Origin of the sequence: Streptomyces oryzae, assembly GCF_017676365.1 — a bacterium.
Taxonomy (GTDB): Bacteria; Actinomycetota; Actinomycetes; order Streptomycetales; family Streptomycetaceae; genus Streptomyces; species Streptomyces oryzae.
Genome location: NZ_JADKMA010000110.1, coordinates 1 through 23,871, shown reverse-complemented (window position 1 = coordinate 23,871; position 23,871 = coordinate 1). Strand labels below are relative to the sequence as shown.

Here is a 23,871-nt window from a genome sequence, read left to right as displayed (position 1 = left end):
CGTCCGGTGCCCCCGAACGGACGCCATTGGTTCGGCACCGAACACTACGCCGCCTTGCACATACCCCTGACCCTGTCCGCGGGCGCAGACGTCCCCGCCGGCGCCAAGGCGGATGCGTTCCGCCATGCGGCCGAGGTGGTGACCGGCGTCCTGGGCCCCGCCACGCTGCTGGGCTGCTGGGGCGACCGGGCGCCGTTCGACACCACGCCGCCCGCCTGGGGCGGCCCGTTCCGCCGCTGGCAGCGGCCCGATCGGCCCAACTGCCTGGAGTTGAGCGCCGGTGAGGACGGCCCGGAACTGGTGCTCCAGCCAAAGGACCCGGCCGAGTACTGGCTGGAAGAGCTCGGCGAGGCCGCCCGACCGATCACCGCGTTCCTCGCCATCTCCCGGGACGACCCGACCAACGACGGCCTGGGTTTCCCAGGCTTCTCGACAACTGAGGACTGGGACGAGTTCTCCGACGCGCTCGGCACGTTCCTGGCCACCCTTCCCACCGTGACCCGGGCGCTCGGCGTGGAGCTGTCCATTCCGATGCACGCAGCGATTCCCGGAACCAGTGGGCCCATAACGTTCCATCTGGCCTGCGGCGACCAACTGGAGCTTGCCCTTTACGAGAACCGCTGCTTGCTCACCGACGACGCCCTGACCCGGCTCGGCTGGCTCAAGGAGACGACGCTGCCCTCGGCCTGCGACCACTTGTACGACGGTGCGGAATTGGTGAGCCACCACTCGGCGGCGTACGGTCCGGGAGCGCCGGGCGCCTCCTCGCTGGGCGACCTGCTGGTGGACACGGCCAAGGCATTCGGCATCAAGGCTCCCACAGGGCTGAATCCGCACTACTCCGCCGACGACCTCGGCGGCTATCGCGCCCGCTTCTACGCCCTCCCACACGGCGGTTACCGGTACGCCGATGACGACGTCCCTCCCCCGCCGCGCGCCCCCAAAGTCGACCACGAGCAGCAATTGACGATCGCGGCCCAGGCATACGGGGCCGGCGAGGACGACGTGGCGGCCCAGGCGCTGGCACGGACGGCCGGGGTGATGGCGGCGGACACGGCGCAACGCGCTCTGGAGGCGGCTCAGAGATACGCCCTGGCTCGCGCGGCCAGCGGTGATCACGTCGGAGCGCTGCGGTACGCCGAGGTCACTCTGAGACTTCCTGTCGAAACCGGCCCCGCCGAGTTGCGCAACGCCGACCGGCTTCGGGCCACCGGAGCATCTCCTGGCGCGCGGCATGTCTACGAACAGCTGGCCGATCACCCCGCGTTCGCATTGCGCCTGCTCGCCCGCGGCCGTCTGCTCGCGTCGGCACGCGAGGCCGGAGACAAGCCCACAGCACGGGCGCTACTCGAAGGCCGGCTCGGCGACATCCAGTGGCATGCCGACAGGCCGACGGCGCTGCGCACGCTCCGGTCAGCCGCCGAGACCGGCGTTCCCATCGCGCTGTTCGATCTCGGCAAACGGCTGCTGCACGACGACGAGATCGACGAGGCGCGCACCGTCTTCCACCGCGTGACCGAACTCGACACCGGCCTCACCTGCCGCGCCCTGTTCAAGATCGGCGAAACCCACGCCCGACAGAATGACCACGTCGGGGCACATACGTGGTATCTGCATGCCCTCGAAGCACCCGGTGAGCCGGACACAGCCGCCCTCGCGGCCGTCAACGGCACGCTAGGGGGAACGGCCAAGGCAGCCCGCGACCTGCCCGAGGCCCGACGTCGGTTCCGGGCCGTCCTCGACACCGGAGACCCGGCCCATCGCCCCTGGGCAGCCGCGCACCTGGCCGAGATCGCCTACTGGACAGGCGAGCACGACACCGCCGCCCGCTACTACGAGCTCACGCTCGCCACCGGAACACGCGACCCGGAACTGGTCGGCGAGGCGAGCTACCGTCTCGCCGAAATCCGCCGCGACGCAGGTGACTTCGAGCTGGCCGAGCGTTGCTTGCTCCGTGCCGCCGACTCGGGCCACCCCGACTTCACCCAGCAGGCCCGCACCCTCCTCGACACACTCCGGTGATGTGTCACCACCTCGCGCGGTCCGGCCTCCCCTCAACGTGAGGGTGACCAAGACCCATTGAGGCGAGCCGATCAACCCGGGCCATGCCTTCCGCACGGGGCGAGGGCTCCGCTCTTCAGTGCCCCGACGAACACGGACAAGACCTTCCGGAACAACGGATTCAACGACAAGGCGTCCTCCGCGAAGTAAGCACTGCCCCGTCCTGAGCCAAGTGGCGTGCGGCGTAGCTGTTTGCCGCACGCCACCGCGCCCGCTCAGCCCATGCCCTGTTGCGGCGGTATCCAGGTGAGCTTGCCCCGGATGTGCGACGACATCCTCGCGTCGAGCCGCACGTGCAGCTGGGTGTGACCGCAGACCGCGCAGACGAAGGCGTCGAACACCGCCTGCTTCGCCCCGAACGCGCCCGCGCCCGCCGGGCGGAGCCCGCCCTGCGCCACGTACTCGCCCCGGTACACCTCACCGCCGCCGCACGCGCCACAGCGCCCGAGGCGCAGGTCCCCGTTGGTCATGGGGCCAGCCTAACCAAGGCGCTCGACGGCCTCCTTGGCCTCCTTCAGCCCTTCACCGGTCAACTCCCGGTACCGCTTGATCGCATGCAGCTTCTTGCCGCTGCGCAGCAGTTCGATCACCTCGCCCAGCCGCGGATCGTGCTCCTGCAGCCCCAGGTGCTCCAGCACGAGGTCCAGCTTGCGTTCGACCCGCGCCAACTGCCGGTCGGAACGCGAGATCCGGACCTCGATACTGCGGACGGCTCCGTACACAATGGGGACCACGAGAACCCAGGCGAGTATTTCCATGGCCCCCATCCAATCAGCCGCCCTCTCCTATCCGAGAGCCCTGCGCTTCAGCCCCCCGACAAACGCGGACCAGGCTGCCGCCTGGACGACGAACACGGGGCCGCCGGGCTGTTGCTTGGAGTCGCGGATCGCCATGAGGCCGTTGCCGAGGCGGCTGCCTTCGACACATGCACGGTCGAAGTCGTTGCAGCAGCTCGACTTGAACCAGCCAGCGTCAGCCATCGAGGGCCCCACCCTTCACCGACGCCAGGAAGGCAGACCACGCCTCGGCCCCGAAGACGAACGCGGGGCCCTGCGGTTGCTTGGAGTCGCGGACAGCCATCACGCCGCCACCAAGACGAGCTCCCTCGACGCAGTTGCCGCCCTGGTTGTTGCTGTAACTCGACTTGAACCAGGCGGCGTCAGCCATCAAGGACCCCGCCCTTCACCGACACCAGGAAGGCAGACCACGCCTCAGCCCCGAACACGAACGCAGGCCCCTCCAGTTGTTTGGAGTCACGCACGGCCATCACTCCTCCGCCGAGACGGGCACCCTCAACGCACTCGCCGCCCTGGTCGTCGCTGTAACTCGACTTGAACCAAGCGGCGTCAGCCATCGAGGGCCCCGCCCTTCACCGACTCCACGAAGGCAGACCACGCAGCAGCCCCGAAGACGAACGCAGGGCCCTCCGGCTCCTTGGAGTCGCGGACAGCCATCACGCCGCCACCAAGACGGGCACCCTCAACGCAGTTGCCACCCTGGTCGTTGCTGTAGCTCGACTTGAACCAGTGGGCGTCCGTCGGGACCTCGATGATGCTCTTCATCGGTATCAATGCTCCTTGGCTGCTTCCTTGATGAGTCTCAGGGACTCTCGCGGGCCGGGGGCTAGCGCTTGCAGGTCGTTCAATGCGTCCTCGTACCGTTCAATATCCCCTTCCCGGCGGCTCACCCAGCCATCCGCTAGGTTCTCGAGATACAGGATCGACCTGATCGCGGCGCCACCGGGGAACCGCAGAACGGCGAACGGCCCGTTCATCCCTGAGTGGGCACCGTAGCTGAACGGCACCACCTGGACCCGCACGTTAGGCAGCTCCATAGCCACGTCGACGATGTGGCTCAGTTGGTCGCGCATCAGCTTGGAGCCACCGACCGTACGGCGCAATACCGCTTCGTTGATGATGGCCGTCAGCTTCAGCGGCGAGCACTCGCGTCGCAGCACTTCCTGACGGTTCATCCGCACGGCGACCAGACTGTCCACTTCCTCGGCGCTCATACCCTGGTGGGCGCGCTCATGGATCACGCGGACGTACGCCTCGGTCTGCAACAGCCCCGGGACGAACTCCGACTCGTAGTTCTGCAGGGCGCTGGCTGTGGCCTCAAGGCCCAGGAACGCCTTGAATCCCGGCCGGATCACCGGCCGATATGTTGGCGACTGCCACCAGTCCCGCCGGGTCTTGGTCACCGCCGCATACCCCTGCAAGAGGGCCCGCTTCTCCTTCGAGGCCCCATAAATCTCGCAGAGCGCTATCACATCGGAGGGTTCCACCGACGCGTTGTCGCCCGTCTCCAGACGGGTGAGCTTGGACGAGCTCCACAGGAGCTTCCGGACGACCTGGCGTCCGTTCAGGCCCGCGGCCTGCCGCAGTTGCCGCAGCTCGCTGCCGAGCTGCAAACGGCACAGGGCGGGCGTTGCCGACTCGATGTCTATGATCATCCGCGCGCTTCCTTCCTCCGCCAGCGCGTGAAACGTTCTGCGAATTTGCAGAACATTGCAGTGAAGCGTGAATACCGCCTCCGAGCAGCAGGAATTGGCACGGAAAGTTGTCCGCGCAAACTCCCCAATTCCGTTCCAACGGTAGCCGGGTCGGTGCCACTCTGTAGGGGCTTTCTCACAGAGCGCTCACAGAAGGGGCGCGAACGGAAAGGAAAAGGGTTCCGTGACGAGTTACCGATCTGCGGCATGCGGTCTCGGCAGGCACGCGGAGTGCCGTCATGCCACGCCGAGGCAGGCGCCCCCGGGTGTGCCGGTGACGTATGAGGCGTGCGGTTGTGTCTGCCATCGAGGGCTGGAGGGTATCCGTATGTGGATCTACGACCGGGAGCAGACGCCGATGCCGGCCCCGGGGCTTCGACTGCTGCCGTGGACGACGGAGTCCGGCAAACCCTGCTACCTCAGCGGCGACCCGGACTCCACCGTCTCCTGCTACGCCGACGAGCTGGAGGAGGCCCAGTTGGCGGACGGCGACCGGGCGTTGAAGCGCTTCCTTTTCGTATACGGCGACGAGGGGAGAAAGGGCGCCGACGAGGAGAAGACGCGGGCCGCCACGGAGACCGCCGCAGCCCTCAGCAACGTACTCCGCGTCGCCGACAGCAGGGGCGCCCGGCTGCCGGGCGACTCCGGCGAGGCCGAGATCACCTGCGTCCCGAAGCCCCGCAGCCAAGAGGGTCACGGCCAAGAGGACGGGCCAGGGCCGACGGGCCGGTGAACTCCCGCTATCCGGACCGTCGTGCGCGCGCAGCGGCGACGATGCGGAAGGCGATGCTGCCGCCGAAGGCCGCGCCGACGGCTGTGAACAGTCCGACCGTGGTGGAGTCGCCGATGGTGAGACCCATCCACCCGTGGTAACCGCAGACGGCGCCCAGTCCCGCGGTGAACGCGGTGGTGACCACGAGGGCGGCCACGATGCCGCAGCCATGTTCGCTGGAGTGGGCCACGCTGCCCCTCTTGGACATGGCCCTGGCGACGGCCAGCGGCGCGAGACCCACCAGCGCGCCGGCCCAGGCGCCGCCCTCTTCGAGTTGGCCCAGGGAGATCACAGCGATGTCCAGTCCGCCGTCGTCCCCGAGCCAGCCGAGGAGGAAGCCGGTCACACTCAGCGCCACGAGGACGAGAAAGCCGGTGCGCGCGGACCGCAGCCCGGCGACGATCTGCGCGACGACGCCGGCCAGCCCGCCGAGCCAGGCGCCGGCCACCGCGCCCAGATAGCTGGGGTGGAGCAGCCCGGCGGGGATGTCGGGGGTGTCCATCTCCACGAGGCCCGCGTGGAAGAACTGCTGGGACATGGGGGAGAGATCGCCGCTGTTGGCCTTGGTGGCGGCGATCAGGCCCGCGAGTACGCCGAGTACGACGAAGGCGGTGTCCCGCGACCGGCTGAGCGCGCTGCGGGCCTTCGGCCCCGAGAGGGCAGCCGTCAGGCGGGCCCGCAGGGAAGGGCGGTCGGGCGGATTCGGGTCCACGGTGGTGGGCTCGTCCCCTCCGCGGGCGGCCCCGCGTCGCCGCCCCGCCCCGGCGCCCGCGCCTCCCGGCGATGCGCTCCGTACCGTCCGGGCGGCCTCGCGGCTGAAGTCCCGTACCCAGCCGAACACCCGCCGGGCCCACGCCGCGCCACCGTCGGTGCGGGGCGGTACGACGACGGTCGGCTGCTCGGAGTCGGGAGGGACGTGCCGTTCGTCCGCCGCCATGCGGAACCGGAGCACATCGTCGCGCTGGGCCGCGATCAGCTGATGGACCTCGCCCGGCCAGACCTGCTCGGACCGCGCGGCCTGTGAGAGCAGATTGTGGGCCCGCTCGCGGAGCTGGGCCGGGTTCGGCCGGTCGGCCGGCTCCTTGGCGAGGCACGGCTGGATGAATCCGCGCAACCGGTCGGGGATCCGGCCGAGGTCGGGTTCGGTGTGCACGACGTTGTACATCATCTGCGGGGCGGAGGTCCCGCTGAACGGGCCCTCCCCCGTGCACGCCATGACCAGTGTGGCGCCCAGCGAGAACACATCGCTGGCGGACGTCAGGGTGCGGCCGTTGGGCTCGACCTGTTCCGGCGACATGAAGCCGGGCGCGCCGACCACCCAGCCGGTGTGTGTGACCCAGGTGCCGTCGTCGCTGTCGGTGGCCCGCGCGATGCCGAAGTCGATGACCTTGGCGTGCCGCTCCGCGAGCAGCACGTTGGAGGGCTTCAGATCGCGGTGCACCAGTCCGGCCCGATGGATGTCGAGCAGCGCCGAGGCGAGGTCGGCGGCCAGCCACAGCACCGCCTCCTCGGGCAGCCCGCCGACGGCCTCCACCGCCGCGTGCAGCGAAGGTCCCGGCACGAACTCCGAGGCCAGCCATGGCACCGGCTCGTCCGCTCCGTCGTCGACCACGGCCGCCGTGTAGTCGCCGGACACCTTGCGGGAGGCCGCCACCTCGCGGGTGAACCGGGCGCGGAAACCGTCGTCCTCCACGAACTGCGCGCGTACGTGTTTGAGCGCGACCAGCCGGCCGCCGGGCGTATCGCCGAGCAGCACCCGCCCCATGCCGCCGCTGCCGAGTTCGGCGAGCATCCTGTACGGCCCGACCCTGCGCGGGTCCGACGTCTCCAGCGGTCGCACCCGCCACCCCCTCCGGCTGTTGAGCGGAGTGATGATATCCGAACTCCCCTGAGAGTGAAGGGAGTTGGGCGAGCGCCACCCACCGGCATTGTCGGAACCCTACAAACCGCGCAGGGTACAGATGGTCCAGGGCAGCCGTCCGCAGATGTCGCCCGTCCGGCAAAGATGGAGCGTATGCCCGCAACACTGGACCCGGCCGATCCGGCCTTCGCCCGCGACCCCTACCCGTACTATGCCGGGCTCCGTACAAAAGGAGCCGCGACGCGGGTGGCGCTTGCCAACGGGACGCACGCGTGGCTGGTCACCGGGTACGAGACCGCGCGGGCCGTGCTGGCCGATCCGCGGTTCTCCAACGTCCCCCTCGTGGGGGCGGGCCGGCCGCGCGCCGACTCGCCGGCCCGCCGGGCGCGGGCGTGTCTGGCCCGGCACATGCTCAACCAGGACGCACCCGGCCATCTGCGGCTGCGCCGCCTGGTCACCGGCGCGTTCTCGCCGCGCCGCGTCGACGCGCTGCGCCCGCGTATCGAGGAGCTGGCGGACGGGCTGGTGGCCCAGGTCACCCGGCAGCTGGCGGACGGCGGGACCGCCGACCTGGTGGACGCGTTCGCGTTCCCGCTGCCGGTGCTGGTGATCGCCGACGTGCTGGGCGTACCGGAGGCCGACCGTACGCAGCTGCGCGAGTGGACGTACCGCGTGGGCTCGCCCGCCGACGCGCTGCCGCCCGGCGCGGTCGAGGAGGCGTGGGGGCAGCTGCACGCGTACTTCACGGAGCTGATCGCCGCCAAGCGTCGCCGGCCCGGCGACGATCTGTTCAGTGCCCTCGTTCCCGGGCTGGACGGGGACGAGTTGGTGGCCATGGCGTTCCTGCTGCTCTTCGCCGGATACGAGACGACGATGAACCTGCTCGCGTCCGCCGCGCTGTTGCTGCTCACCCACCCTGCGGAGCGGGCCGCCGCGTGCGCGGGCGGCCCGCTCGACTGGGCGGCCGTGACCGAGGAGACGCTGCGCCACGCCAGCCCGTTGGAGGGGGCGACGTGGCGGCGCACCACGCAGCCGGTGGATCTGGGCGGCGGGGTGGTGCTGCCGGAGAGGGCTTCCGTGCTGGTGGTGCTGGCCGCAGCGAACCGTGATCCGCAGTGCTTCGCGGAGCCGGACGGGTTCCGTCCGGCCCGCTATGCGGGGGAGGGCCGGGGCCCCGCCCCGCACTTGGCCTTCGGCCACGGGCCGCATATGTGTCCGGGAGCGCGGCTTGCCCGGCTGGAGGCGGCCATCGCGCTCCCCCGGCTGTTCGCCGCGCTCCCCCCTGACGTGGCCCTCGCCGGCCCCGCCGACTCCCTCCCTTACCGGCCGGGTCTCCTGGTGCGGGGGCCGCGCACGGTGCCGGTCCGGTAGGGGGCTGCGCCCCGAAGGGGCGCGGGGAACTGCGCGACAAGCCACGGCGGAGCCGCAGTCCGCAACGCACAGCAAGGGGCACCCCCTCACCGGAACCGAATCGGCGATCAGCTCCGGCCGCGGGCCCGTCGGCGGACCAGCAGCGCGCCGCCGGCGCCCAGCATCAGTGCTGCGGCCACGGAGACGGCGGTCACCGAGGTTCCCGTCTCGGCGAGATCGCCGTCACCACCGTTCGGGGACGGCGCGGAGGCCGGGGAGGCGGTGTCCGACGCATGCTCGGAGGGCTTGCCGGGCTCGCCCGGCTTATCGCTGGGGGCAGCGCTCGGCTTCCCGCTGTGCGAAGGGCTTGCCGAGGCGCTCGGCGTAGTGCTCGGCCTGCCGCCGGACTCACCGTCATCATCCGCGCAGTCGGTCCAGAACACCTTGTGCTTGGCCCGGCCGTGCTCGCCGTCGAAGTTCCAGATCAGCTTGTAGTGGCCGTCCGGCAGTTTCAGGTCCGCGCTGCGGCCGTGGCCTTCAGCGTCGAGGTCCAGGGAGTCGCTCTTGGCCACGGTCCCCCGGGAGCCGGTGGGCGGCATCTCGACGATCCGCCAGTTCACTTGCTGACCGGCGTCGAAGCCGAACGCGTCCAGGTAGAACGTGCACACATGGGGCTCGTTCTTACGGAGTGCCTCACCCGTCCCGGCGTCGTGGATCTTCACGGTTCCGTTGTCACCGGGCGGCGTCGCGTGCGCGACCGGCCCGACGAGCAGCGAAACCGCCACCCCTGCCACCACCGTGCAAGCCGAGGAGAAGATGCGCATGGCTTACCCAATCTTCATTTTTGTGTTCGATTTGTGGCCGTTGGGGGGTGGCGGCTCAGCGTGTCCCGAATCTCCCCTGGCGTCAAGCGGATCTGAAGGCGGATCTGTGCGCATTCCCCCGCAGAACGTCAAAGCACTCCTTATGTGGTGAGCTGCCGCTACGACTGGCGTGACGGAGACGAAGGGCGGTATGCGGCGGTGCGGACCATCGGACTGATCGGCGGGATGAGTTGGGAGTCCTCGGCCGAGTACTACCGGATGCTCAACGAGATCACCAGGGAACGGCTGGGCGGGCTGCACTCGGCGCGGCTGGTGCTGTACTCGGTCGACTTCGCCGAGATCGAGGTGCTGCAGGCGGAGGGCCGCTGGGAGGAAGCGGGTGGCATCCTCGCCGACGCGGCCCGGGCGCTGGAGGCGGCGGGCGCCGAACTGCTGGTGCTGTGCACCAACACCATGCACAAGGTCGCCGGGTACATCGAGGAGGCCGGATCGGTGCCGCTGCTGCATCTGGCCGACGCGACCGCGCAGGCGGTGCGGGCGGCCGGGCTGCGGCGGGTGGGGCTGCTGGGCACCGCGTTCACGATGGAGCAGGACTTCTACCGGGACCGGCTGGCGGCCGGCGGTCTGTCGGTGCTGGTCCCCGACGCGGCCGACCGGGAGCTGGTGCACCGGGTGATCTACGACGAACTGTGCCTGGGGACCGTGCGGGACGACTCGCGCGCCGCGTACCGGCGGATCATCGGGAAGCTCGTCGCGGACGGCGCGGAAGGGATCGTGCTGGGCTGTACGGAGATCGAGTTGCTGATCGGCGCGGAGGACAGCCCCGTGCCCGTCTTCCCCACAGCCCGGCTGCACGCCGAGGCCGCGTTCGCGGCGGCGACCAGCTGACAGTCACAGTTCGCCCATCGCTCCCGCCGCCTCCTCGGGGCTCGTCACCACCCTGACCCCCTCCGGCACCGGGGGGCGGCGGACGACCACGACGGGCAGGGCCGCCTCCCGGGCCGCGGCGAGCTTGGGTGCGGTGGCCGTGCCGCCGCTGTCCTTGGTGACGAGGACGTCGATGCGGTGGCGGTGCAGCAGCGCGCGCTCCCCGTCCAGGGAGAACGGGCCCCGGTCCAGCAGCAGTTCCATGTGCGCCGGGACGGGCGTGCCCGCCTCCGGCGGGTCGACGGTACGGACCAGAAACCACAGGTCCTCGGCACCGGCGAAAGAGCTCAGCCCCAACCGCCCGGTCGTCAGGAAGACGCGCCGCCCCAGCCGGGGCAGCAGCCGGGCCGCACCGTCCAAAGAGTCCGTCATGTGCCAGTTGTCGCCCTCGGCCGGTACCCAGCCGGGACGGCGCAGAGCGAGCAGGGGAACATGGGCACTGGCCGCGGCCTCGGCGGCGTGGAAACTGATCGTCTCGGCGAAGGGATGGGTGGCGTCGATGAGTACGTCCACACGGTGGGTACGCAGCCATTCCGTCAGCCCTCGCACGCCCCCGAAGCCGCCGACGCGTCCGTCGCCGACGGGCATCCGCGGGGCAGCGACCCGTCCGGCCAGCGAGCTGGTGACGCGTACCGCCGGGTCCGCGTGCAGCAGTTCCGCCAGGCGCCGGCCCTCCGTCGTACCGCCGAGGATCAGTACGTGCACGGACTGCGGTTCCTTTCATGGGTGAGGAGGCCCCGGCCAGGGGCGGGCGCGACGCTCAACTCAAGCACACCGGTCTGCGGCCCGGCTGGACGACCGGCGCCTGCGCGACGGCGGCGACGACCGCCGCGTACACCGCGCTGCTGACCGGCGACTTCCCCGACCCGGTGACGATCACCCTGCCCAAGGGGCAGAACCCCGCCTTCGCCCTCGCCTACGAGGAGTTGCAGTCCGGGTCCGCCACCGCCGCCGTCGTCAAGGACGCCGGCGACGACCCCGACGTCACCCACGGCGCCCTCGTACGCGCCACCGTGCGCCCCCTCGCGCCGGGCGCGGGCGTCGTCTTCCGCGCCGGGCCCGGCGTGGGCACCGTCACCCGCCCCGGGCTCCCCCTCGACGTGGGCGAGCCGGCCGTCAATCCCGTACCGCGCCAGATGATGCGCGAGCACGTCGGGGGCGTGGCGGGCCGGCACGGTGGGAGCGGCGATGTGGAGATCACGCTCTCCGTCGACAACGGCGAGGAGATCGCCCGCTCCACCTGGAATCCGCGGCTCGGCATCGTCGGCGGGCTGTCCATCCTCGGGACGACCGGCATCGTCGTGCCCTACTCGTGCTCCGCCTGGATCGACTCCATCCGGCGCGGAGTGGATGTGGCCCGCGCGGCGGGGCGCACCCATGTGGCCGGGTGCACGGGCTCGACCTCGGAGCGTACGGTCGTCGCCGAGTACGGGTTGCCCGAGGACGCGCTGCTGGACATGGGGGACTTCGCGGGGGCTGTCCTGAAGTACGTACGCCGGCATCCCGTCGAACGGCTCACCGTCTGCGGGGGCTTCGCGAAGTTGTCCAAACTCGCGGCCGGGCATATGGATCTGCACTCGAAGCGGTCGCAGGTGGACAAGGGGTTTCTGGCCGAGTTGGCGCGTGCGGGAGGGGCCGACCATGCGCTGGCCGCGCGCGTCGCCGAGGCCAATACGGGCCTTGCGGCCCTGCAGTTGTGTGCCGCCGCGGGTGTGCCACTCGGCGACCTGGTGGCCGCCGCCGCCCGCGATGAAGCCCTCGCGGTGCTGCGCGGGGCGCCCGTCGCAGTTGATGTCCTCTGCATCGACCGCGCCGGAACAATTGTTGGCCGCAGCAGCATCCGCTAGGTCCCATGGGGCTGCGCTTGCCCACCCTGCGCCCCTGGCGCAGACTGCCCAAGCTTCGCAGGGCACCGGTCGCGTTCCGTCGAATACAGGTGGCTGTCCCGGAAGTGTGAAGCGCCCAGCGCGCGGCCCACCAGGATGACGGCGGTTTTGGTGAGGCCAGCGGCTCTCACCTGCTCCGCGATATCGGCCAACGTGCCCCGCAGAACGACTTCCTCCGGGCGGCTGGCGAAGGCGACGACCGCTGCGGGGCAGTCCGCACCGTAGTGAGGAAGGAGCTCGGCGACGAGCTCGTCGGCGTACCGCACCGCCAGGTGCAGCACGAGCAGCGCGCCGCTGCGCCCCAGGGTGGCCAGGTCCTCGCCCTCGGGCATGGGCGTGGCCTGCCGCGCGATGCGGGTCAGCACGACGGTCTGCCCGACAGTCGGCACCGTCAGCTCCCGCTTCAGCGCGGCGGCGGCGGCCGCGAACGCGGGCACGCCCGGGACGACCTCGTACGGCACCCCGGCAGCGTCCAGGCGCCGCATCTGCTCGGCGACGGCGCTGAAGACGGACGGGTCGCCGGAGTGCAGCCGCGCCACATCCAGCCCCTCGCGGTGGGCGCGGACCAATTCCTCCGTGATGGCGTCCAGGTCGAGCTGCGCCGTGTCGACCAGCCGCGCTCCGGGCGGGCACTCGGCGAGGAGTTCGCGGGGCACCAGGCTGCCCGCGTACAGGCACACCTGGCAGGCGGCGAGCGTACGGGCGCCGCGTACCGTGATCAGGTCGGCGGCGCCGGGCCCGGCGCCGATGAAGTAGACCGTCATGCGTCCCCTCCCACTTCCGGGCCGGCGCCCTTGCGCACCGCCCATTGCGTCACCGGCATCGCCTGCCGCCACCCTGTGAAGCCGCCGACCGGCACCCCGTGCGCCACCGAGAGCCGCACCAACTCGCCGCCGCAGCGCCGGTACCACTCCACCAACAGCGCCTCCGACTCCAGGGTGACGGTGTTGGCGACCAGCCGGCCGCCCTCCGGCAGCGCAGCCCAGCAGGCGTCCAGCAGCCCCGGCGCGGTCAGCCCGCCGCCGACGAACACCGCGTCCGGCGTGGGCAGTCCGGCCAGCGCGCCCGGCGCGGTACCGGTGACGACGCGGAGCGAGGGCACGCCCAGGCGGTCCGCGTTGCGGGAGATCCGCGCGGCGCGCTCGGGGTTGCGCTCCACCGTGAGCGCCGCGCATGCGGGGTGGGTGCGCAGCCACTCCACGGCGATGGAACCCGCGCCGCCGCCCACGTCCCACAGCAGCTCGCCGGGCGCGGGCGCCAACGCGGCCAGTGTCGCGGCCCGTACGTAGCGCTTGGTGAGCTGCCCGTCGTGCTCGTACGCCGCGTCCGGCAGCCCGGGGACGGCGCCGAGCCGCAGCCCGTCCGGTGACGGCGCGCACTCGACGGCGACGAGGTTGAGGGGGTCGCCGGGCGGGTGCGGCCAGTCGTCCGCCGTCCCCGCGCAGGCGCGCTCGTGCGGGCCGCCGAGCTGTTCCAGCACCCGCATCCGGCTCGGCCCGAACCCGCGCTCGCGCAGCAGCGCCGCGACCTCGCCCGGGGTGTGGGCGCCCGCGCTGAGCACCAGCAGCCGCCGCCCCGGGTGCAGTGCGGCGGCGATCCGGGCGAGCGGCCGGCCGACGACGCTGACGACCTCGCACTCCTCCAGCGCCCACCCCAGCCGCGCGCACGCGAGGGTGACGGACGAGGGGTGGGGCAGTACGCGGAGCGGCAGGTGCGGCGCGACTTCGGCGAGGGTGCGGCCGATCCCGTAGAAGTACGGGTCCCCGCTCGCCAGCACCGCGATCCGGCGCCCGGCGTGCTCCGCGAGCAGTCGGGGGACGGCGGGCCGCAGCGGCGAGGGCCACACCACCCGCTCCCCCGCACAGTCCGAGGGCGGCAGCAGCTCGAGCTGACGGCGCCCTCCGAAGATCACCTCGGCCGCGCGCAGCGCTTCCCGCGCGGGGCCGGTCAGCCCGGCCCAGCCATCAGCCCCCACCCCCACGACCGTCACCGGTTCAACCGGTGACGCGTACGGGACGGCCGACGACGGGGACACCACGGACGCACCTCGGAGGGCAGACGGAAGCGGACACGGACGGCTCGAACTGTACTGTTCGAGACCCCGCCCCCCGACCACCGGTCCCGGTCCACAATGGGCGCATGGATCGAAACGCACTGCCCGACCACGCCATGCCCGACTGGGAGAAGCGGTTTCGGGCGCCGCGCGTCTCACTGCCCGAGTGGGCCGAGGACGCACCTGCCCGGTCGCTGTTCGTCTCGAACGCGACGGGCACGTTCGAGCTGTACGCCTGGGACCGTACGACCGGCGAACAGCGCCAGGTCACCGACCGGCCCAACGGCACCACGGACGGCGCCCTGACGCCGGACGGCGAGTGGATCTGGTGGTTCTCGGACACCGACGGCGACGAGTTCGGCGTCTGGATGCGCCAGCCCTTCGCGGGCGGCCCCGACACCGTCGCCGTCGAGGGCCTGGACCCCGCCTACCCGGCGGGCCTGGCGATCGGCCGGGACGGCACCGTCGTCGTCGGCCGCTCCACCGACGAGGACGGCTCCACCATCCACGTACTGCGCCCCGGATCCCCCGCTCCCGTCGAGATCTACCGGCACAGCGAGTCGGCCGGTGTGGGCGATCTCTCGCACGACAGCAGCCTGCTGGCCGTCGAGCACACCGAACACGGCGACGCCATGCACTCGGCGCTGCGCGTCGTACGCCCCGACGGCTCGACCGTCGCCGAGCTGGACGACAGCGAGGGCGGCACCAAGGAGCTGGGCCTGACCGTGCTCGGCTTCGCGCCCGTGGACGGCGACCCCCGGCTGCTGATCGGCCACCAGCGGCGCGGCCGGTGGGAGCCGATGGTCTGGAACCCGGTCGCCGGCACGGTGACGGAGCTGGAGCTGGACCTGCCCGGCGATGTCGCCGCCGAGTGGTATCCGGACGCCTCAGCACTGCTGATCGCACACAGCCACCAGGCCCGCGACGAGCTGTTCCGCTACGACCTGACGACCGGCGAGCGCACCCGTATCGACGCGCCCGCCGGGTCGGTGATGGGCGCGACGGCGCGGCCGGACGGCACGGTGGAGTATCTGTGGTCCTCCGCCGCCGAACCGCCGCAGGTCCGCTCCACCGCGGGCGCGGCCGTGCTCGACCCTCCGGGGATGAAGGCGCCGCGCTCGGTGCCGGTCGAGGACGCCTGGGTCGAGGGCCCCGGCGGTACGGTGCACGCGCTGGTGCAGAAGCCGGCCGGTGCGGGCCCCTTCCCCACCGTCTTCGAGGTGCACGGCGGCCCCACCCACCACGACAGCGACTCCTTCGCGGGCCAGCCCGCCGCCTGGGTCGACCACGGCTTCGCCGTCGTACGGGTCAACTACCGCGGCTCCACCGGATACGGCCGCGCCTGGACCGATGCCCTCAAGCACCGCGTCGGCCTGATCGAGCTGGAGGACATCGACGCCGTACGCGCCTGGGCCGTCGGCTCCGGGCTCGCCGACCCGGACCGGCTGGTGCTGGCGGGCGGCTCCTGGGGCGGCTACCTCACCCTGCTCGGCGTCGGCACCCAGCCGGAGGTGTGGGCGCTGGGGCTGGCAGCGGTGCCGGTCGCGGACTACGTCACCGCCTACCACGACGAGATGGAGGCGCTGAAGTCCATGGACCGCACGCTGCTCGGCGGCACCCCGGAAGAGGTGCCGGAGCGCTTCGAGGCGTCCTCCCCGCTGACGTACGTCGACAAGGTGCGCGCCCCCGTCTACATCTCCGCGGGCGTCAACGACCCCCGCTGCCCGATACGGCAGGTCGAGAACTACGTCGCCAAGCTGGCGGAGCGCGACCATCCGCACGAGGTGTACCGCTACGACGCGGGGCACGGCTCACTCGTCGTGGAGGAGCGGATCAAGCAGGTCAGGCTGGAGATCGACTTCGCGTTGCGGCATCTTCCGAAGACGGACCGGGAGGGTCGGCATCCGCTGCCGGACCGGCCGGCCGGTCTTCCGGGATGAGTCCCAGCGCTGCGTCCTTGGCCAGCTCCGCCTCCCGGCGGAAGAAGCGGAACCACATGAAGACCACGAACCCTGCGAACACGAACCACTGCGCCGTATAGCCCAGGTTCTGGAACGCCTTCATGTCGAGGCCGGTGTTGTCGGGCGCGACCGGCGGCACCGGCCTCAGCGGCTGCTGCGTCCGCTGCTCGGTGATCCAGGCGTCCTCCACGCCGTACGGGACGACGTTGACGAGCGCCGCCGCACTGACGAACCCGAGCTGCCCATCCGGCAGCGCACCCTGCGCACCGTCCCCCGCGTCGCTCTGCGACTCCGACGCCTGGAGCACTCCCGTGACGGTGACCTCGCCCTTCGGCGCCGCCGGCACCCGCCCCGGATCCGCCTTGCCCGGCAGCCAGCCGCGTACGACGGGCAGCGCCTTGCCGCCCTCGGTGTCCCCGGTACGCAGCAGGGACAGCACATAGAAGCCGTGCTTGCCCTCGACCGTGCGGTCCGGCACCAGCAGCGGGTGCTCCCTGTCGAACCGGCCCGTCACCTTCGCCGTACGACCCGCGGTGTCCTCACTGACCGGCAGCAACTCCCGCAGCCCCCGCGCCTCGGCCTGCTCCTGCGCGGCCGTCTGCTCCTGCTGCTTCTGCTGCTCCTGGTGACGGTCGACACGGTCGTCGAAACGGCTCAGCTGCCAACTGCCCATCAGCACACAGACCGGAATCGCCAGCAGGGCGAACACATTGATCGCCCACCACCGCGGCGTCACCAAAAACCGGTACACGCCCCCACAGTACGACCAGGCGACGCAATCCCTTCGAGAGGGGCCGCGCCCCGAAGGGGCGCAGCGAATCAGCCCTGAGGAATCACACCGGTCCGGTAAATGGTCCCGCTCCCACACCCGCCGGGCACCCTGGTGCCCGGCACCGGCTCACCGCCCTCCGGCGTGTGCGAGACCACAACCGCCGTGTCACCCCCACCAGGGTCACCACCGCCACCATCGGCCTCACCCGGTGTCCCCGTACTGCCGCCGTCACCCCCACCATCCGCGGAGCCGTCTCCCGACCCGGCGCTGGGACCAGTGGTGTCCCCCTCGTAACGCCCACCCTGCGGCGAGGGCGAACTGCACCCACCGCTGGGCACGAAGGCGAACTTCACCACATACGCCTGCCCTGGCCGCAGCACGACCTCATCCCGCGCGGCGGCCGGATCACCGAGGCCGGGCGCCGGATCCCCGGACGTATGGTCCACGACCACGACCTGCCCGCCCCCACTGCCCTGTACGGAGGCGCCGACGACGCCCTCGCCCTCCACCGTGCAGGCGTTGCGGGAGACGTTGGCGACGCGGAAGCTGCCGTAGACCGTGCCCGAACTGTCGGGCGTACCCGCCTGCGCCGAGCCGCCGCCCAGCTGCTCGCTGCCGCAGGTGGGGGCGCTGGCGTTGAGGGTCTCGTCGGAGCCGGCTCCGCTGTCCCCCGGGCCGCCGGAGGGTGACGGGTGGGCGTCCGCTCCGCCCTTGTCACCCTTGCCCTGGTCCTCGCCCTTGCCGCCGTCGTGCTTGTCCTCGCCCTTGCCGCCGTTTCCGCCGGAACCGGCGTCGGGGCCGCGGGTCTGGCCGTGGGTGCTGGCGGCGGTCACCGGATGGTCGTCGCCGCCGACGCCGGGGACGACGCCGCCGTAGAAGAGCGCGGGCACCCCGACCACGGCGACCAGTGCCGCCGCCACCCCGCCGACCATGGCCTGGCGGCGGTGCGCACGGCGCGCCGGCACGGCGCGGTGCAGATGCTCCAGCGTGCGGTCGAGGCTGTCGGCGGGCGGCTCGATGCTGCGGACGCTGCCCTTCAGGAGCTCTCTGAGCGTCTCCTCCTCGGAGCTGAGCTCCGACTCGTCGAAGAGGTCCAGCGAGATCTCCTCGGCGGGGTCGCCCCGCTCATCGCTGTCGTTCCGGTCGTTCCGGTCGTCCCTGTCATGCGTGTCGTCGTGCGGCACTGGCCGCTCGCGCGGCTCCTCGCCGCCGGGGAGACCCGGTGTCTCACTCATGACGCCGTCTCCATGGCGGTGCGCAGCGCGGCGATCCCGCGCGAGCCGTACGCCTTCACGGAGCCGAGGGAGAGCCCGAGCACCTCGGCCACTTGCGCCTCGGTCATGTCGGCGAAGTACCGGAGCACCAGCACCTCGCGCTGGCGCCGCTGCAAGCCGCGCATCGCCTGTATCAACTGATCCCGTTCGAGCTGTTCGTAGGCCCCCTCCTCGGCGCTCGCCATGTCGGGCATCGGCTTGGAGAGCAGCTTCAGCCCGAGGATGCGGCGGCGCAGCGCGGAGCGGGAGAGGTTCACGACCGTCTGCCTGAGGTAGGCGAGGGTCTTCTCGGGGTCGCGGACGCGCTTGCGCGCCGAGTGGACGCGGATGAACGCCTCCTGGACGACGTCCTCGCACGAGGCGGTGTCGTCGAGCAGCAGCGCCGCGAGCCCGAGCAGGGACTTGTAGTGGGCGCGGTAGGTCTCGGTCAGGTGGTCGACTGTGGTGCCATGTGCCATCGCCTCGTCAGCGTCCCCATGCTGTGTGAGCGAGCGCGAGGGGCGCGCGGCGGGCCACGGTGCGATCACAGACATGCCTCCGGCCACTGGTAGCCCCCCAGCACCGGGGCCGGGGCGGCCAGGGGCCGTTGCGATTCCGAGTACCTCTGCCACGCCTGTTTGACACGTTTCCCCCCGTCAGGGTTGTACGCGACAGGCACTGTGCCGGAAAACACACCACATGCCGTCATACACACATCTCTCAGTCTCTGTTGGGGGCCCCTCCCGGCCGAAGGCTGGGGGAGCCCCGTGTCTCCCAGGCCCTTCAGCCGCGCTCCCCCTGCGCGTCAGGCTCCGGAGGCAACAAAGACGCTCCCCGCCTGCCTGCCGGTTGCAGGGGCGGGGAGCGCCATTGTCCGTCAGCGAACACCACTGTGACCAGGGGGCCGAAGGCCCCGCCCTCTGAGAGAGCCCAGCGGTCAGCGTCCCGTACCGCCGTAGACCACAGCCTCGTCCGTCTCACTGTCCAGCCCGAACGCCGAGTGAACCGCACGCACCGCGTCGCCCACGGCCTCCTCACGAGTGACGACAGAGATACGGATCTCCGAAGTGGAGATCAGCTCGATGTTGACCCCGGCATTGGACAGTGCCTCGAAGAAGCTCGCCGTGACACCCGGGTTGGTCTTCATCCCCGCACCGACGAGGGAGATCTTCGCGATCTGGTCGTCGTAGCGCAGCGAGTCGAAGCCGACGGTGCCCTGCACCTTCTCCAGCGCCGCGATGGCCTTCTTGCCCTCGGTCTTGGGCAGCGTGAAGGAGATGTCGGTCAGCCCCGTGGAGGCGGCGGAGACGTTCTGGACCACCATGTCGAGGTTGATCTCAGCCTCCGCGACGGCACGGAAGAGCGCCGCGGCCTCGCCCGGCTTGTCCGGCACCCCGACGACCGTGACCTTGGCCTCGGACGTGTCGTGCGCCACACCCGAGATGATCGCCTGCTCCATCGACTCTTCCCCTTGCCCGTCCGGCTGCTCGTTCGTGACCCACGTACCCTTCAGGCCGGAGAAGGACGACCGCACATGGATCGGGATGTTGTAGCGGCGCGCGTACTCGACACAGCGGTGCAGCAGCACCTTGGAGCCCGAGGAGGCCAGCTCCAGCATGTCCTCGAAGGAGATCCGGTCGATCTTCCGCGCCTTCTTCACCACCCGCGGGTCGGCGGTGAAGACACCGTCGACATCGGTGTAGATCTCGCAGACCTCGGCGTTCAGCGCCGCGGCCAGCGCGACGGCCGTGGTGTCTGAACCGCCCCGGCCCAGGGTGGTGATGTCCTTGCTGTCCTGGGAGACGCCCTGGAAGCCCGCGACGATCGCGATGTTGCCCTCGTCCACCGAGCTCTGGATCCGGCCGGGGGTGACGTCGATGATCCGCGCCTTGTTGTGCGCGGAGTCGGTGATCAGACCCGCCTGGCTCCCGGTGAACGACTGCGCCTCGTGGCCGAGGGATTTGATCGCCATCGCCAGCAGGGCCATGGAGATCCGCTCTCCTGCGGTCAGCAGCATGTCGAACTCGCGGCCTGAGGCGACCGGAGACACCTCTGAGGCAAGATCGATCAGCTCGTCCGTCGTGTCACCCATCGCCGAGACCACGACGACAACCTGGTTGCCGTTCTTCTTGGCTTCGACGACCCGCTTGGCAACGCGCTTGATGCCTTCGGCATCGGCAACGGAGGAGCCGCCGTACTTCTGCACGACAAGGCCCACGTGTGCTCGCTCCTCGAATCAATTCCCGGGACCCCGGCGCTCCGTGCGACGCTGCCCGGAAGGAAGGGATCCACTGGTCGGCTCAGTCTAACGACCGGACGGCACCCGGTGCCCCGGTCCCGTCCGCGAAGGCCCCTGCCCACCAGGGCCGAAATGACACGGAAACGTGACTCTGTTCACGATGCGGCCCGAGCTGTGAAACGCGTCACCCCACGGGATTCCGTAGTGTGCCGGGATGGCCATCGACTACGTGAAACGCACGCCGCGGCACAGCTCACCGGGGCAGGGCCCCGCCGTCGATCTGCAGAAACTCACCGCGCAGGCACCGGGCCTGGTGAACCTCTACAAAACCGCCCGCCAGTCCCTGGAGAGCGCCGGGCTGGGCGGCCAGCGTGCAGCGGTCTACCTGGTCCTGGACCGCTCGGGCAGCATGCGCCGCTACTACAAGAACGGCGCCGTCCAGCGCCTGGCGGAACAAACGCTCGGACTCTCCGCCAATCTCGACGACGACGGCACCGTCCCCGTCGTCTTCTTCTCCACCGAAGTGGACGGCATGGCCGAGGTCCGCCTGGACGCGTACGAGAACCGCATCGACACGCTCCACAAGAGCCTCGGGCGCATGGGCACGACCAACTACCACGTCGCCATGCAGGCGGTCATCGACCACTACACCGCCTCCGGCGCCACGGACCCGGGCCTGGTGATCTTCCAGACCGACGGCGGCCCGACCTCCAGGACGGCTGCCGAACATGTGCTGTGCACAGCCGCGCGGCTGCCGCTGTTCTGGCAGTTCGTCGGCTTCGGCGACCCGGACAGCAAGCAGTTCGACTTCCTCCGCAAGCTGGACGAACTCCCCGTCCCGGCCAAGCGCATCGTCGACAACGCCGGCTTCTTCCCGGCGGGCCGCAAGCCCGGCCTCTCCGACGACGCCCTCTACCGCAACCTGATGAGCGAGTTCCCCTCCTGGCTGCAGTCCGCCCGCGCGGCGGGCATCCTGCCGCGCTGACCCGGCCGGGCCGGGCCGGGCCGGGCTGCCGAGCCGAGCCGGCCGGGCCGCTCGGCTCGGGCTCAGGCGTTCTTGAGCCCCAGCGGCTCGGCGATCTCGGCGGCCATCACGGCGCCCGCCTCGGCCTCCAGGGAGCCGTCCTCGTCCACCGCGTCGCTGTCGGTGTCCAGGCCGTCCAGCTCTTCGAGGGGCTTGTCCAGCCGGACATGCGCCACCAGCGACTGGAGGGCACGCAGCGCCGCCGAGGCCGTCGGCCCCCAGTTGGAGAGGTAGGAGAACTGCCACCACCACAGGGCCTCGCTCACCCGGCCCGCGCGGTAGTGGGCCATACCGTGCCGCAGATCGGTCAGCACGTCCGAGATGTCGTCGGAGATCCGGCACGCGACGGGCGCCGAGCGCGGTACGTACGGGTCGAAGACCTCCGAGTAGACGTCCACCGGGTCCAGCAGCGCGGCGAGCCGCTCGCGCAGCTCGTCCACGTCGGGCTCGGGGCCGACGTCCGGCTCGTACCGCTCGTCCGGGACGATGTCCTCGTGCGCACCCAGCCGGCCGCCCGCGAGGAGGAGCTGGGAGACCTCCAGCAGGAGGTAGGGAACGGCGCTGTCCGGGTCGTCGCCCTTGGCGACCTCGGTGACCGAGACGATGAAGCTCTCGATCTGGTCGCTGATCTGGACGGCGAAGTCGTCGGGGTTGTTCTTGATGGAGTTCAGCGTCGCATCAGACATCGGGCAACCTCTCCCCTGTGGGCTCTTGCGGCCCTTGGCTCTGCGGCCCTCGGCTCTGCGGCCCTTGGCTCGGACAGGCTCGCACGTGCTCGTCCGTCACGGTCACGGGCTCACACATCAAGGAGCCGCCTTCCCTCGAAGGCCCGCCCCAGAGTGACCTCGTCCGCGTACTCCAGGTCTCCCCCCACGGGAAGCCCGCTGGCCAGCCGGGTCACCTTCAGCCCCATCGCGGAGACCATCCGCGCGAGGTACGTGGCCGTCGCCTCGCCCTCCAGGTTGGGGTCCGTGGCGAGGATCAGCTCGGTGACCGTCCCGTCGGCGAGACGGGAGAGCAGCTCCCTTATCCGCAGGTCGTCGGGGCCGACGCCCTCGATGGGGCTGATCGCCCCGCCCAGCACGTGGTACCGGCCCCGGAACTCCCGGGTCCGCTCGATCGCGACGACGTCCTTGGGCTCCTCGACCACACAGATGACCGACGGATCACGGCGCGGATCGAGACAGACCCGGCACTGCTCCTCCTGCGCGACATTGCCGCACACCGCGCAGAACCTGACCTTCTCCTTGACCTCGGTCAGCGCACTGGCGAGCCGGCGTACGTCGGCGGGCTCGGCCTGCAGGATGTGGAAGGCGATCCGCTGCGCGCTCTTGGGACCGACGCCGGGCAGCCTGCCCAACTCGTCGATGAGGTCCTGGACCACGCCTTCGTACACGGATGGCTCCCGCCTGCTCTCAGTTCTTCTCTGCGTACGTTAGTGGCCCGTACCGGCCCACCACTAGCCGCCGACCAGCCCAAGGCTCACCGGCGGCAGTCGGCCTGCCGCCGGTGACTTGTGTCCGCTGCCGTACGGGGTCGGGCGGTCAGAACGGAAGGCCGGGCATTCCGCCCATGCCCTGGGCGAGCGGGCCGAGCTTCTGCTGCTGGAGCTCGGCAGCCGCGCTGTTCGCGTCGCGTACGGCCGCGAGCACCATGTCCGCGAGGGTTTCGGTGTCCTCCGGGTCGACGGCCTTCGGATCGATGACCAGCCCCTGGAGCTCACCGGATCCGTTCACGGTCGCCTTCACCAGGCCACCGCCCGCTGTGCCCTCGACAGATGCCTCGGCCAGCTCCTGCTGCGCCGCGGCCAGATCCTGCTGCATCTTCTGCGCCTGCTGCAGCAACTGCTGCATGTCAGGCTGCCCACCACCGGGAATCACACTTGCTCCTGGCTCACTAGACGCCTCTTCACCGCCCCGAGCCTACGTGCTTCTCCCCCGCCCCGAAGGGGCGCGGGGAACGGCGCGCGCAACGCCAACGGAGCCGCAGCCCGCACAACAGCGCCAGGGGCACCCCCTTCTCGGCACATGAAAGACGGCACCAGACCCGCGCGGACACCCAGCACGCGGCCCGCGGCCCGCGGCGCGCCCCCACACGCCGGGCACCCCCTCACTCGTGCTGAAACTCCTCCAGCACCGTCGCACCGAGCTCCCGAACGATGAGGTCATGCCCGGAGAGAGCGGAGTCGTCGAGGTCCGGATCATCCTCGGCCGGCATGTCGTCCTCGGGGCCGAAACCCGACGACGAGGGTGCCGCCGCACGGGGCACCTCCGAGACCGGAGCCGGAGCCGAGACCGGAGCCGGGGCCGAGGCCGGAGTCGGCGCCGGAGTCGGGGCCGAAGGCTGGGCCTGCGACGGCACCGACGCGGCCCCGCCCCCACCCGCGGGCGCAGCCGC

26 protein-coding genes and 1 pseudogene are annotated in these 23,871 nt (G+C 71.1%); 8 read left to right on the top strand and 19 right to left on the bottom strand.

Annotated elements, in window-relative coordinates:
- The coding region (locus ITI46_RS20945; RefSeq protein WP_209241219.1) for a tetratricopeptide repeat protein at positions 1 to 2,022 on the top strand (2,022 nt) is incomplete at its 5' end.
- 254 nt (positions 2,023 to 2,276) lie between these two features.
- Here the strand turns inward: ITI46_RS20945 and ITI46_RS20940 are convergent.
- Genes ITI46_RS20940 through ITI46_RS20910 form a run of 7 tightly spaced genes read right to left on the bottom strand, consistent with a single transcriptional unit; the run spans position 2,277 to position 4,513 of the window.
- Entirely contained in the window at positions 2,277 to 2,531 is a 255-nt protein-coding gene (locus ITI46_RS20940; RefSeq protein ID WP_209241218.1) for a hypothetical protein, read from the bottom strand.
- Between the two features lie 9 nt (positions 2,532 to 2,540).
- Positions 2,541 to 2,819 (bottom strand): ribosomal protein L7/L12, encoded by a 279-nt coding sequence (locus tag ITI46_RS20935; protein ID WP_209241217.1) that lies wholly within the window; start codon positions 2,817 to 2,819, stop codon positions 2,541 to 2,543.
- Positions 2,820 to 2,846: 27 nt separating this feature from the next.
- The gene (locus ITI46_RS20930) at positions 2,847 to 3,041 is read right to left on the bottom strand and encodes a DUF397 domain-containing protein (protein WP_209241216.1); all 195 of its coding nucleotides are present in this window, start codon (positions 3,039 to 3,041) and stop codon (positions 2,847 to 2,849) included.
- Positions 3,034 to 3,228, bottom strand: a complete 195-nt coding sequence (locus tag ITI46_RS20925; RefSeq protein WP_209241223.1) for a DUF397 domain-containing protein — start codon at positions 3,226 to 3,228, stop codon at positions 3,034 to 3,036. Before ITI46_RS20925 ends, ITI46_RS20930 begins: the two co-directional genes overlap by 8 nt.
- Positions 3,221 to 3,415 carry a DUF397 domain-containing protein gene (locus ITI46_RS20920; RefSeq protein WP_209241215.1) on the bottom strand — a complete coding sequence of 65 codons (195 nt, stop codon included), beginning with the start codon at positions 3,413 to 3,415 and terminating at the stop codon, positions 3,221 to 3,223. The genes ITI46_RS20925 and ITI46_RS20920 overlap by 8 nt, the downstream gene beginning before the upstream one ends.
- Positions 3,408 to 3,623 (bottom strand): DUF397 domain-containing protein, encoded by a 216-nt coding sequence (locus ITI46_RS20915; RefSeq protein WP_209241214.1) that lies wholly within the window; start codon positions 3,621 to 3,623, stop codon positions 3,408 to 3,410. Before ITI46_RS20915 ends, ITI46_RS20920 begins: the two co-directional genes overlap by 8 nt.
- 5 nt (positions 3,624 to 3,628) lie before the next feature.
- Entirely contained in the window at positions 3,629 to 4,513 is an 885-nt protein-coding gene (locus tag ITI46_RS20910; protein WP_209241213.1) for a helix-turn-helix domain-containing protein, read from the bottom strand.
- A 367-nt stretch (positions 4,514 to 4,880) separates the two neighbouring features.
- On the opposite strand from ITI46_RS20910, the gene ITI46_RS20905 reads away from it, so the two are divergent.
- On the top strand, positions 4,881 to 5,285 hold the full coding sequence (locus ITI46_RS20905) for a hypothetical protein (RefSeq protein ID WP_209241212.1): 405 nt from the start codon (positions 4,881 to 4,883) through the stop codon (positions 5,283 to 5,285).
- A 7-nt stretch (positions 5,286 to 5,292) separates the two neighbouring features.
- Here ITI46_RS20905 and ITI46_RS34920 read toward each other — a convergent pair whose 3' ends face one another.
- Entirely contained in the window at positions 5,293 to 7,164 is a 1,872-nt protein-coding gene (locus ITI46_RS34920) for a serine/threonine-protein kinase (RefSeq protein ID WP_307808257.1), read from the bottom strand.
- A gap of 174 nt (positions 7,165 to 7,338) precedes the next feature.
- On the opposite strand from ITI46_RS34920, the gene ITI46_RS20895 reads away from it, so the two are divergent.
- Complete coding sequence (locus ITI46_RS20895; RefSeq protein ID WP_209241211.1) at positions 7,339 to 8,556, top strand: cytochrome P450 family protein; 1,218 nt, start codon at positions 7,339 to 7,341, stop codon at positions 8,554 to 8,556.
- 107 nt (positions 8,557 to 8,663) lie between these two features.
- On the opposite strand, the gene ITI46_RS20890 is transcribed toward ITI46_RS20895, so the two are convergent.
- Positions 8,664 to 9,359, bottom strand: coding sequence for an LPXTG cell wall anchor domain-containing protein (locus ITI46_RS20890; RefSeq protein WP_209241210.1), 696 nt, complete (start codon positions 9,357 to 9,359; stop codon positions 8,664 to 8,666).
- A 198-nt stretch (positions 9,360 to 9,557) separates the two neighbouring features.
- Between ITI46_RS20890 and ITI46_RS20885 the strand changes: the two genes are divergently transcribed.
- Complete coding sequence (locus tag ITI46_RS20885) at positions 9,558 to 10,247, top strand: aspartate/glutamate racemase family protein (RefSeq protein WP_209241222.1); 690 nt, start codon at positions 9,558 to 9,560, stop codon at positions 10,245 to 10,247.
- Between the two features lie 3 nt (positions 10,248 to 10,250).
- Here the strand turns inward: ITI46_RS20885 and ITI46_RS20880 are convergent, their stop codons facing one another.
- Positions 10,251 to 10,991, bottom strand: coding sequence for a cobalt-precorrin-6A reductase (locus tag ITI46_RS20880; protein ID WP_209241209.1), 741 nt, complete (start codon positions 10,989 to 10,991; stop codon positions 10,251 to 10,253).
- 17 nt (positions 10,992 to 11,008) lie between these two features.
- On the opposite strand from ITI46_RS20880, the gene ITI46_RS20875 reads away from it, so the two are divergent.
- Positions 11,009 to 12,133, top strand: coding sequence for a cobalt-precorrin-5B (C(1))-methyltransferase (locus tag ITI46_RS20875; RefSeq protein ID WP_209241208.1), 1,125 nt, complete (start codon positions 11,009 to 11,011; stop codon positions 12,131 to 12,133).
- On the opposite strand, the gene cobM is transcribed toward ITI46_RS20875, so the two are convergent.
- Both cobM and cbiE read right to left on the bottom strand, forming a co-directional pair.
- Positions 12,130 to 12,936, bottom strand: a complete 807-nt coding sequence (cobM, locus tag ITI46_RS20870; protein WP_209241207.1) for a precorrin-4 C(11)-methyltransferase — start codon at positions 12,934 to 12,936, stop codon at positions 12,130 to 12,132. The genes ITI46_RS20875 and cobM overlap by 4 nt on opposite strands.
- Positions 12,933 to 14,207 (bottom strand): precorrin-6y C5,15-methyltransferase (decarboxylating) subunit CbiE, encoded by a 1,275-nt coding sequence (gene cbiE / locus ITI46_RS20865; RefSeq protein WP_209241221.1) that lies wholly within the window; start codon positions 14,205 to 14,207, stop codon positions 12,933 to 12,935. Before cbiE ends, cobM begins: the two co-directional genes overlap by 4 nt.
- A 104-nt stretch (positions 14,208 to 14,311) precedes the next feature.
- Here cbiE and ITI46_RS20860 point away from each other — a divergent pair, with 104 nt between their 5' ends.
- Positions 14,312 to 16,165 carry a S9 family peptidase gene (locus ITI46_RS20860; RefSeq protein WP_209241206.1) on the top strand — a complete coding sequence of 618 codons (1,854 nt, stop codon included), beginning with the start codon at positions 14,312 to 14,314 and terminating at the stop codon, positions 16,163 to 16,165.
- On the opposite strand, the gene ITI46_RS20855 is transcribed toward ITI46_RS20860, so the two are convergent.
- The 4 genes from ITI46_RS20855 to ITI46_RS20840 all read right to left on the bottom strand — a co-directional run bounded on the left by ITI46_RS20855 (position 16,068) and on the right by ITI46_RS20840 (position 20,429).
- Complete coding sequence (locus ITI46_RS20855) at positions 16,068 to 16,937, bottom strand: SURF1 family protein (RefSeq protein WP_209241205.1); 870 nt, start codon at positions 16,935 to 16,937, stop codon at positions 16,068 to 16,070. The genes ITI46_RS20860 and ITI46_RS20855 overlap by 98 nt on opposite strands.
- A gap of 68 nt (positions 16,938 to 17,005) precedes the next feature.
- Positions 17,006 to 18,193 (bottom strand): hypothetical protein, encoded by a 1,188-nt coding sequence (locus ITI46_RS20850; protein WP_247746317.1) that lies wholly within the window; start codon positions 18,191 to 18,193, stop codon positions 17,006 to 17,008.
- Positions 18,190 to 18,843: a SigE family RNA polymerase sigma factor gene (locus ITI46_RS20845; protein WP_372452015.1), complete on the bottom strand. Its 654-nt coding sequence runs from the start codon at positions 18,841 to 18,843 to the stop codon at positions 18,190 to 18,192. The genes ITI46_RS20850 and ITI46_RS20845 overlap by 4 nt, the downstream gene beginning before the upstream one ends.
- Before the next feature lie 305 nt (positions 18,844 to 19,148).
- Entirely contained in the window at positions 19,149 to 20,429 is a 1,281-nt protein-coding gene (locus ITI46_RS20840; RefSeq protein WP_209241203.1) for an aspartate kinase, read from the bottom strand.
- 235 nt (positions 20,430 to 20,664) lie between these two features.
- On the opposite strand from ITI46_RS20840, the gene ITI46_RS20835 reads away from it, so the two are divergent.
- A complete protein-coding gene (locus tag ITI46_RS20835) occupies positions 20,665 to 21,435 on the top strand; it encodes a vWA domain-containing protein (protein ID WP_209241202.1) in 771 nt (256 codons plus the stop codon).
- Positions 21,436 to 21,497: 62 nt separating this feature from the next.
- On the opposite strand, the gene ITI46_RS20830 is transcribed toward ITI46_RS20835, so the two are convergent.
- The 3 genes from ITI46_RS20830 to ITI46_RS20820 all read right to left on the bottom strand — a co-directional run bounded on the left by ITI46_RS20830 (position 21,498) and on the right by ITI46_RS20820 (position 23,354).
- Positions 21,498 to 22,160: a DUF5063 domain-containing protein gene (locus tag ITI46_RS20830; protein WP_209241201.1), complete on the bottom strand. Its 663-nt coding sequence runs from the start codon at positions 22,158 to 22,160 to the stop codon at positions 21,498 to 21,500.
- A 110-nt stretch (positions 22,161 to 22,270) separates the two neighbouring features.
- Positions 22,271 to 22,870, bottom strand: coding sequence for a recombination mediator RecR (recR, locus tag ITI46_RS20825; protein WP_209241200.1), 600 nt, complete (start codon positions 22,868 to 22,870; stop codon positions 22,271 to 22,273).
- A 148-nt stretch (positions 22,871 to 23,018) separates the two neighbouring features.
- Complete coding sequence (locus tag ITI46_RS20820) at positions 23,019 to 23,354, bottom strand: YbaB/EbfC family nucleoid-associated protein (protein ID WP_209241199.1); 336 nt, start codon at positions 23,352 to 23,354, stop codon at positions 23,019 to 23,021.
- Between the two features lie 335 nt (positions 23,355 to 23,689).
- On the opposite strand from ITI46_RS20820, the pseudogene ITI46_RS35540 reads away from it, so the two are divergent.
- Positions 23,690 to 23,871, top strand: a pseudogene (locus tag ITI46_RS35540) (hypothetical protein); the annotation flags it as partial.

Coding starts and splice junctions, on each gene's coding strand:
- ITI46_RS20860 (WP_209241206.1), top strand. CDS start 14,312: ATGGATCGAAACGCACTGCCCGACCACGCCATGCCCGACTGGGAGAAG.
- ITI46_RS20920 (WP_209241215.1), bottom strand. CDS start 3,415: ATGGCTGACGCCGCTTGGTTCAAGTCGAGTTACAGCGACGACCAGGGC.
- ITI46_RS20915 (WP_209241214.1), bottom strand. CDS start 3,623: ATGAAGAGCATCATCGAGGTCCCGACGGACGCCCACTGGTTCAAGTCG.
- cobM (WP_209241207.1), bottom strand. CDS start 12,936: ATGACGGTCTACTTCATCGGCGCCGGGCCCGGCGCCGCCGACCTGATC.
- ITI46_RS20875 (WP_209241208.1), top strand. CDS start 11,009: ATGGGTGAGGAGGCCCCGGCCAGGGGCGGGCGCGACGCTCAACTCAAG.
- ITI46_RS20830 (WP_209241201.1), bottom strand. CDS start 22,160: ATGTCTGATGCGACGCTGAACTCCATCAAGAACAACCCCGACGACTTC.
- ITI46_RS20890 (WP_209241210.1), bottom strand. CDS start 9,359: ATGCGCATCTTCTCCTCGGCTTGCACGGTGGTGGCAGGGGTGGCGGTT.
- ITI46_RS20905 (WP_209241212.1), top strand. CDS start 4,881: ATGTGGATCTACGACCGGGAGCAGACGCCGATGCCGGCCCCGGGGCTT.
- ITI46_RS20930 (WP_209241216.1), bottom strand. CDS start 3,041: ATGGCTGACGCTGGCTGGTTCAAGTCGAGCTGCTGCAACGACTTCGAC.
- ITI46_RS20940 (WP_209241218.1), bottom strand. CDS start 2,531: ATGACCAACGGGGACCTGCGCCTCGGGCGCTGTGGCGCGTGCGGCGGC.
- ITI46_RS20850 (WP_247746317.1), bottom strand. CDS start 18,193: ATGAGTGAGACACCGGGTCTCCCCGGCGGCGAGGAGCCGCGCGAGCGG.
- ITI46_RS20835 (WP_209241202.1), top strand. CDS start 20,665: ATGGCCATCGACTACGTGAAACGCACGCCGCGGCACAGCTCACCGGGG.
- ITI46_RS20895 (WP_209241211.1), top strand. CDS start 7,339: ATGCCCGCAACACTGGACCCGGCCGATCCGGCCTTCGCCCGCGACCCC.
- ITI46_RS20925 (WP_209241223.1), bottom strand. CDS start 3,228: ATGGCTGACGCCGCCTGGTTCAAGTCGAGTTACAGCAACAACCAGGGC.
- ITI46_RS20935 (WP_209241217.1), bottom strand. CDS start 2,819: ATGGAAATACTCGCCTGGGTTCTCGTGGTCCCCATTGTGTACGGAGCC.
- ITI46_RS20910 (WP_209241213.1), bottom strand. CDS start 4,513: ATGATCATAGACATCGAGTCGGCAACGCCCGCCCTGTGCCGTTTGCAG.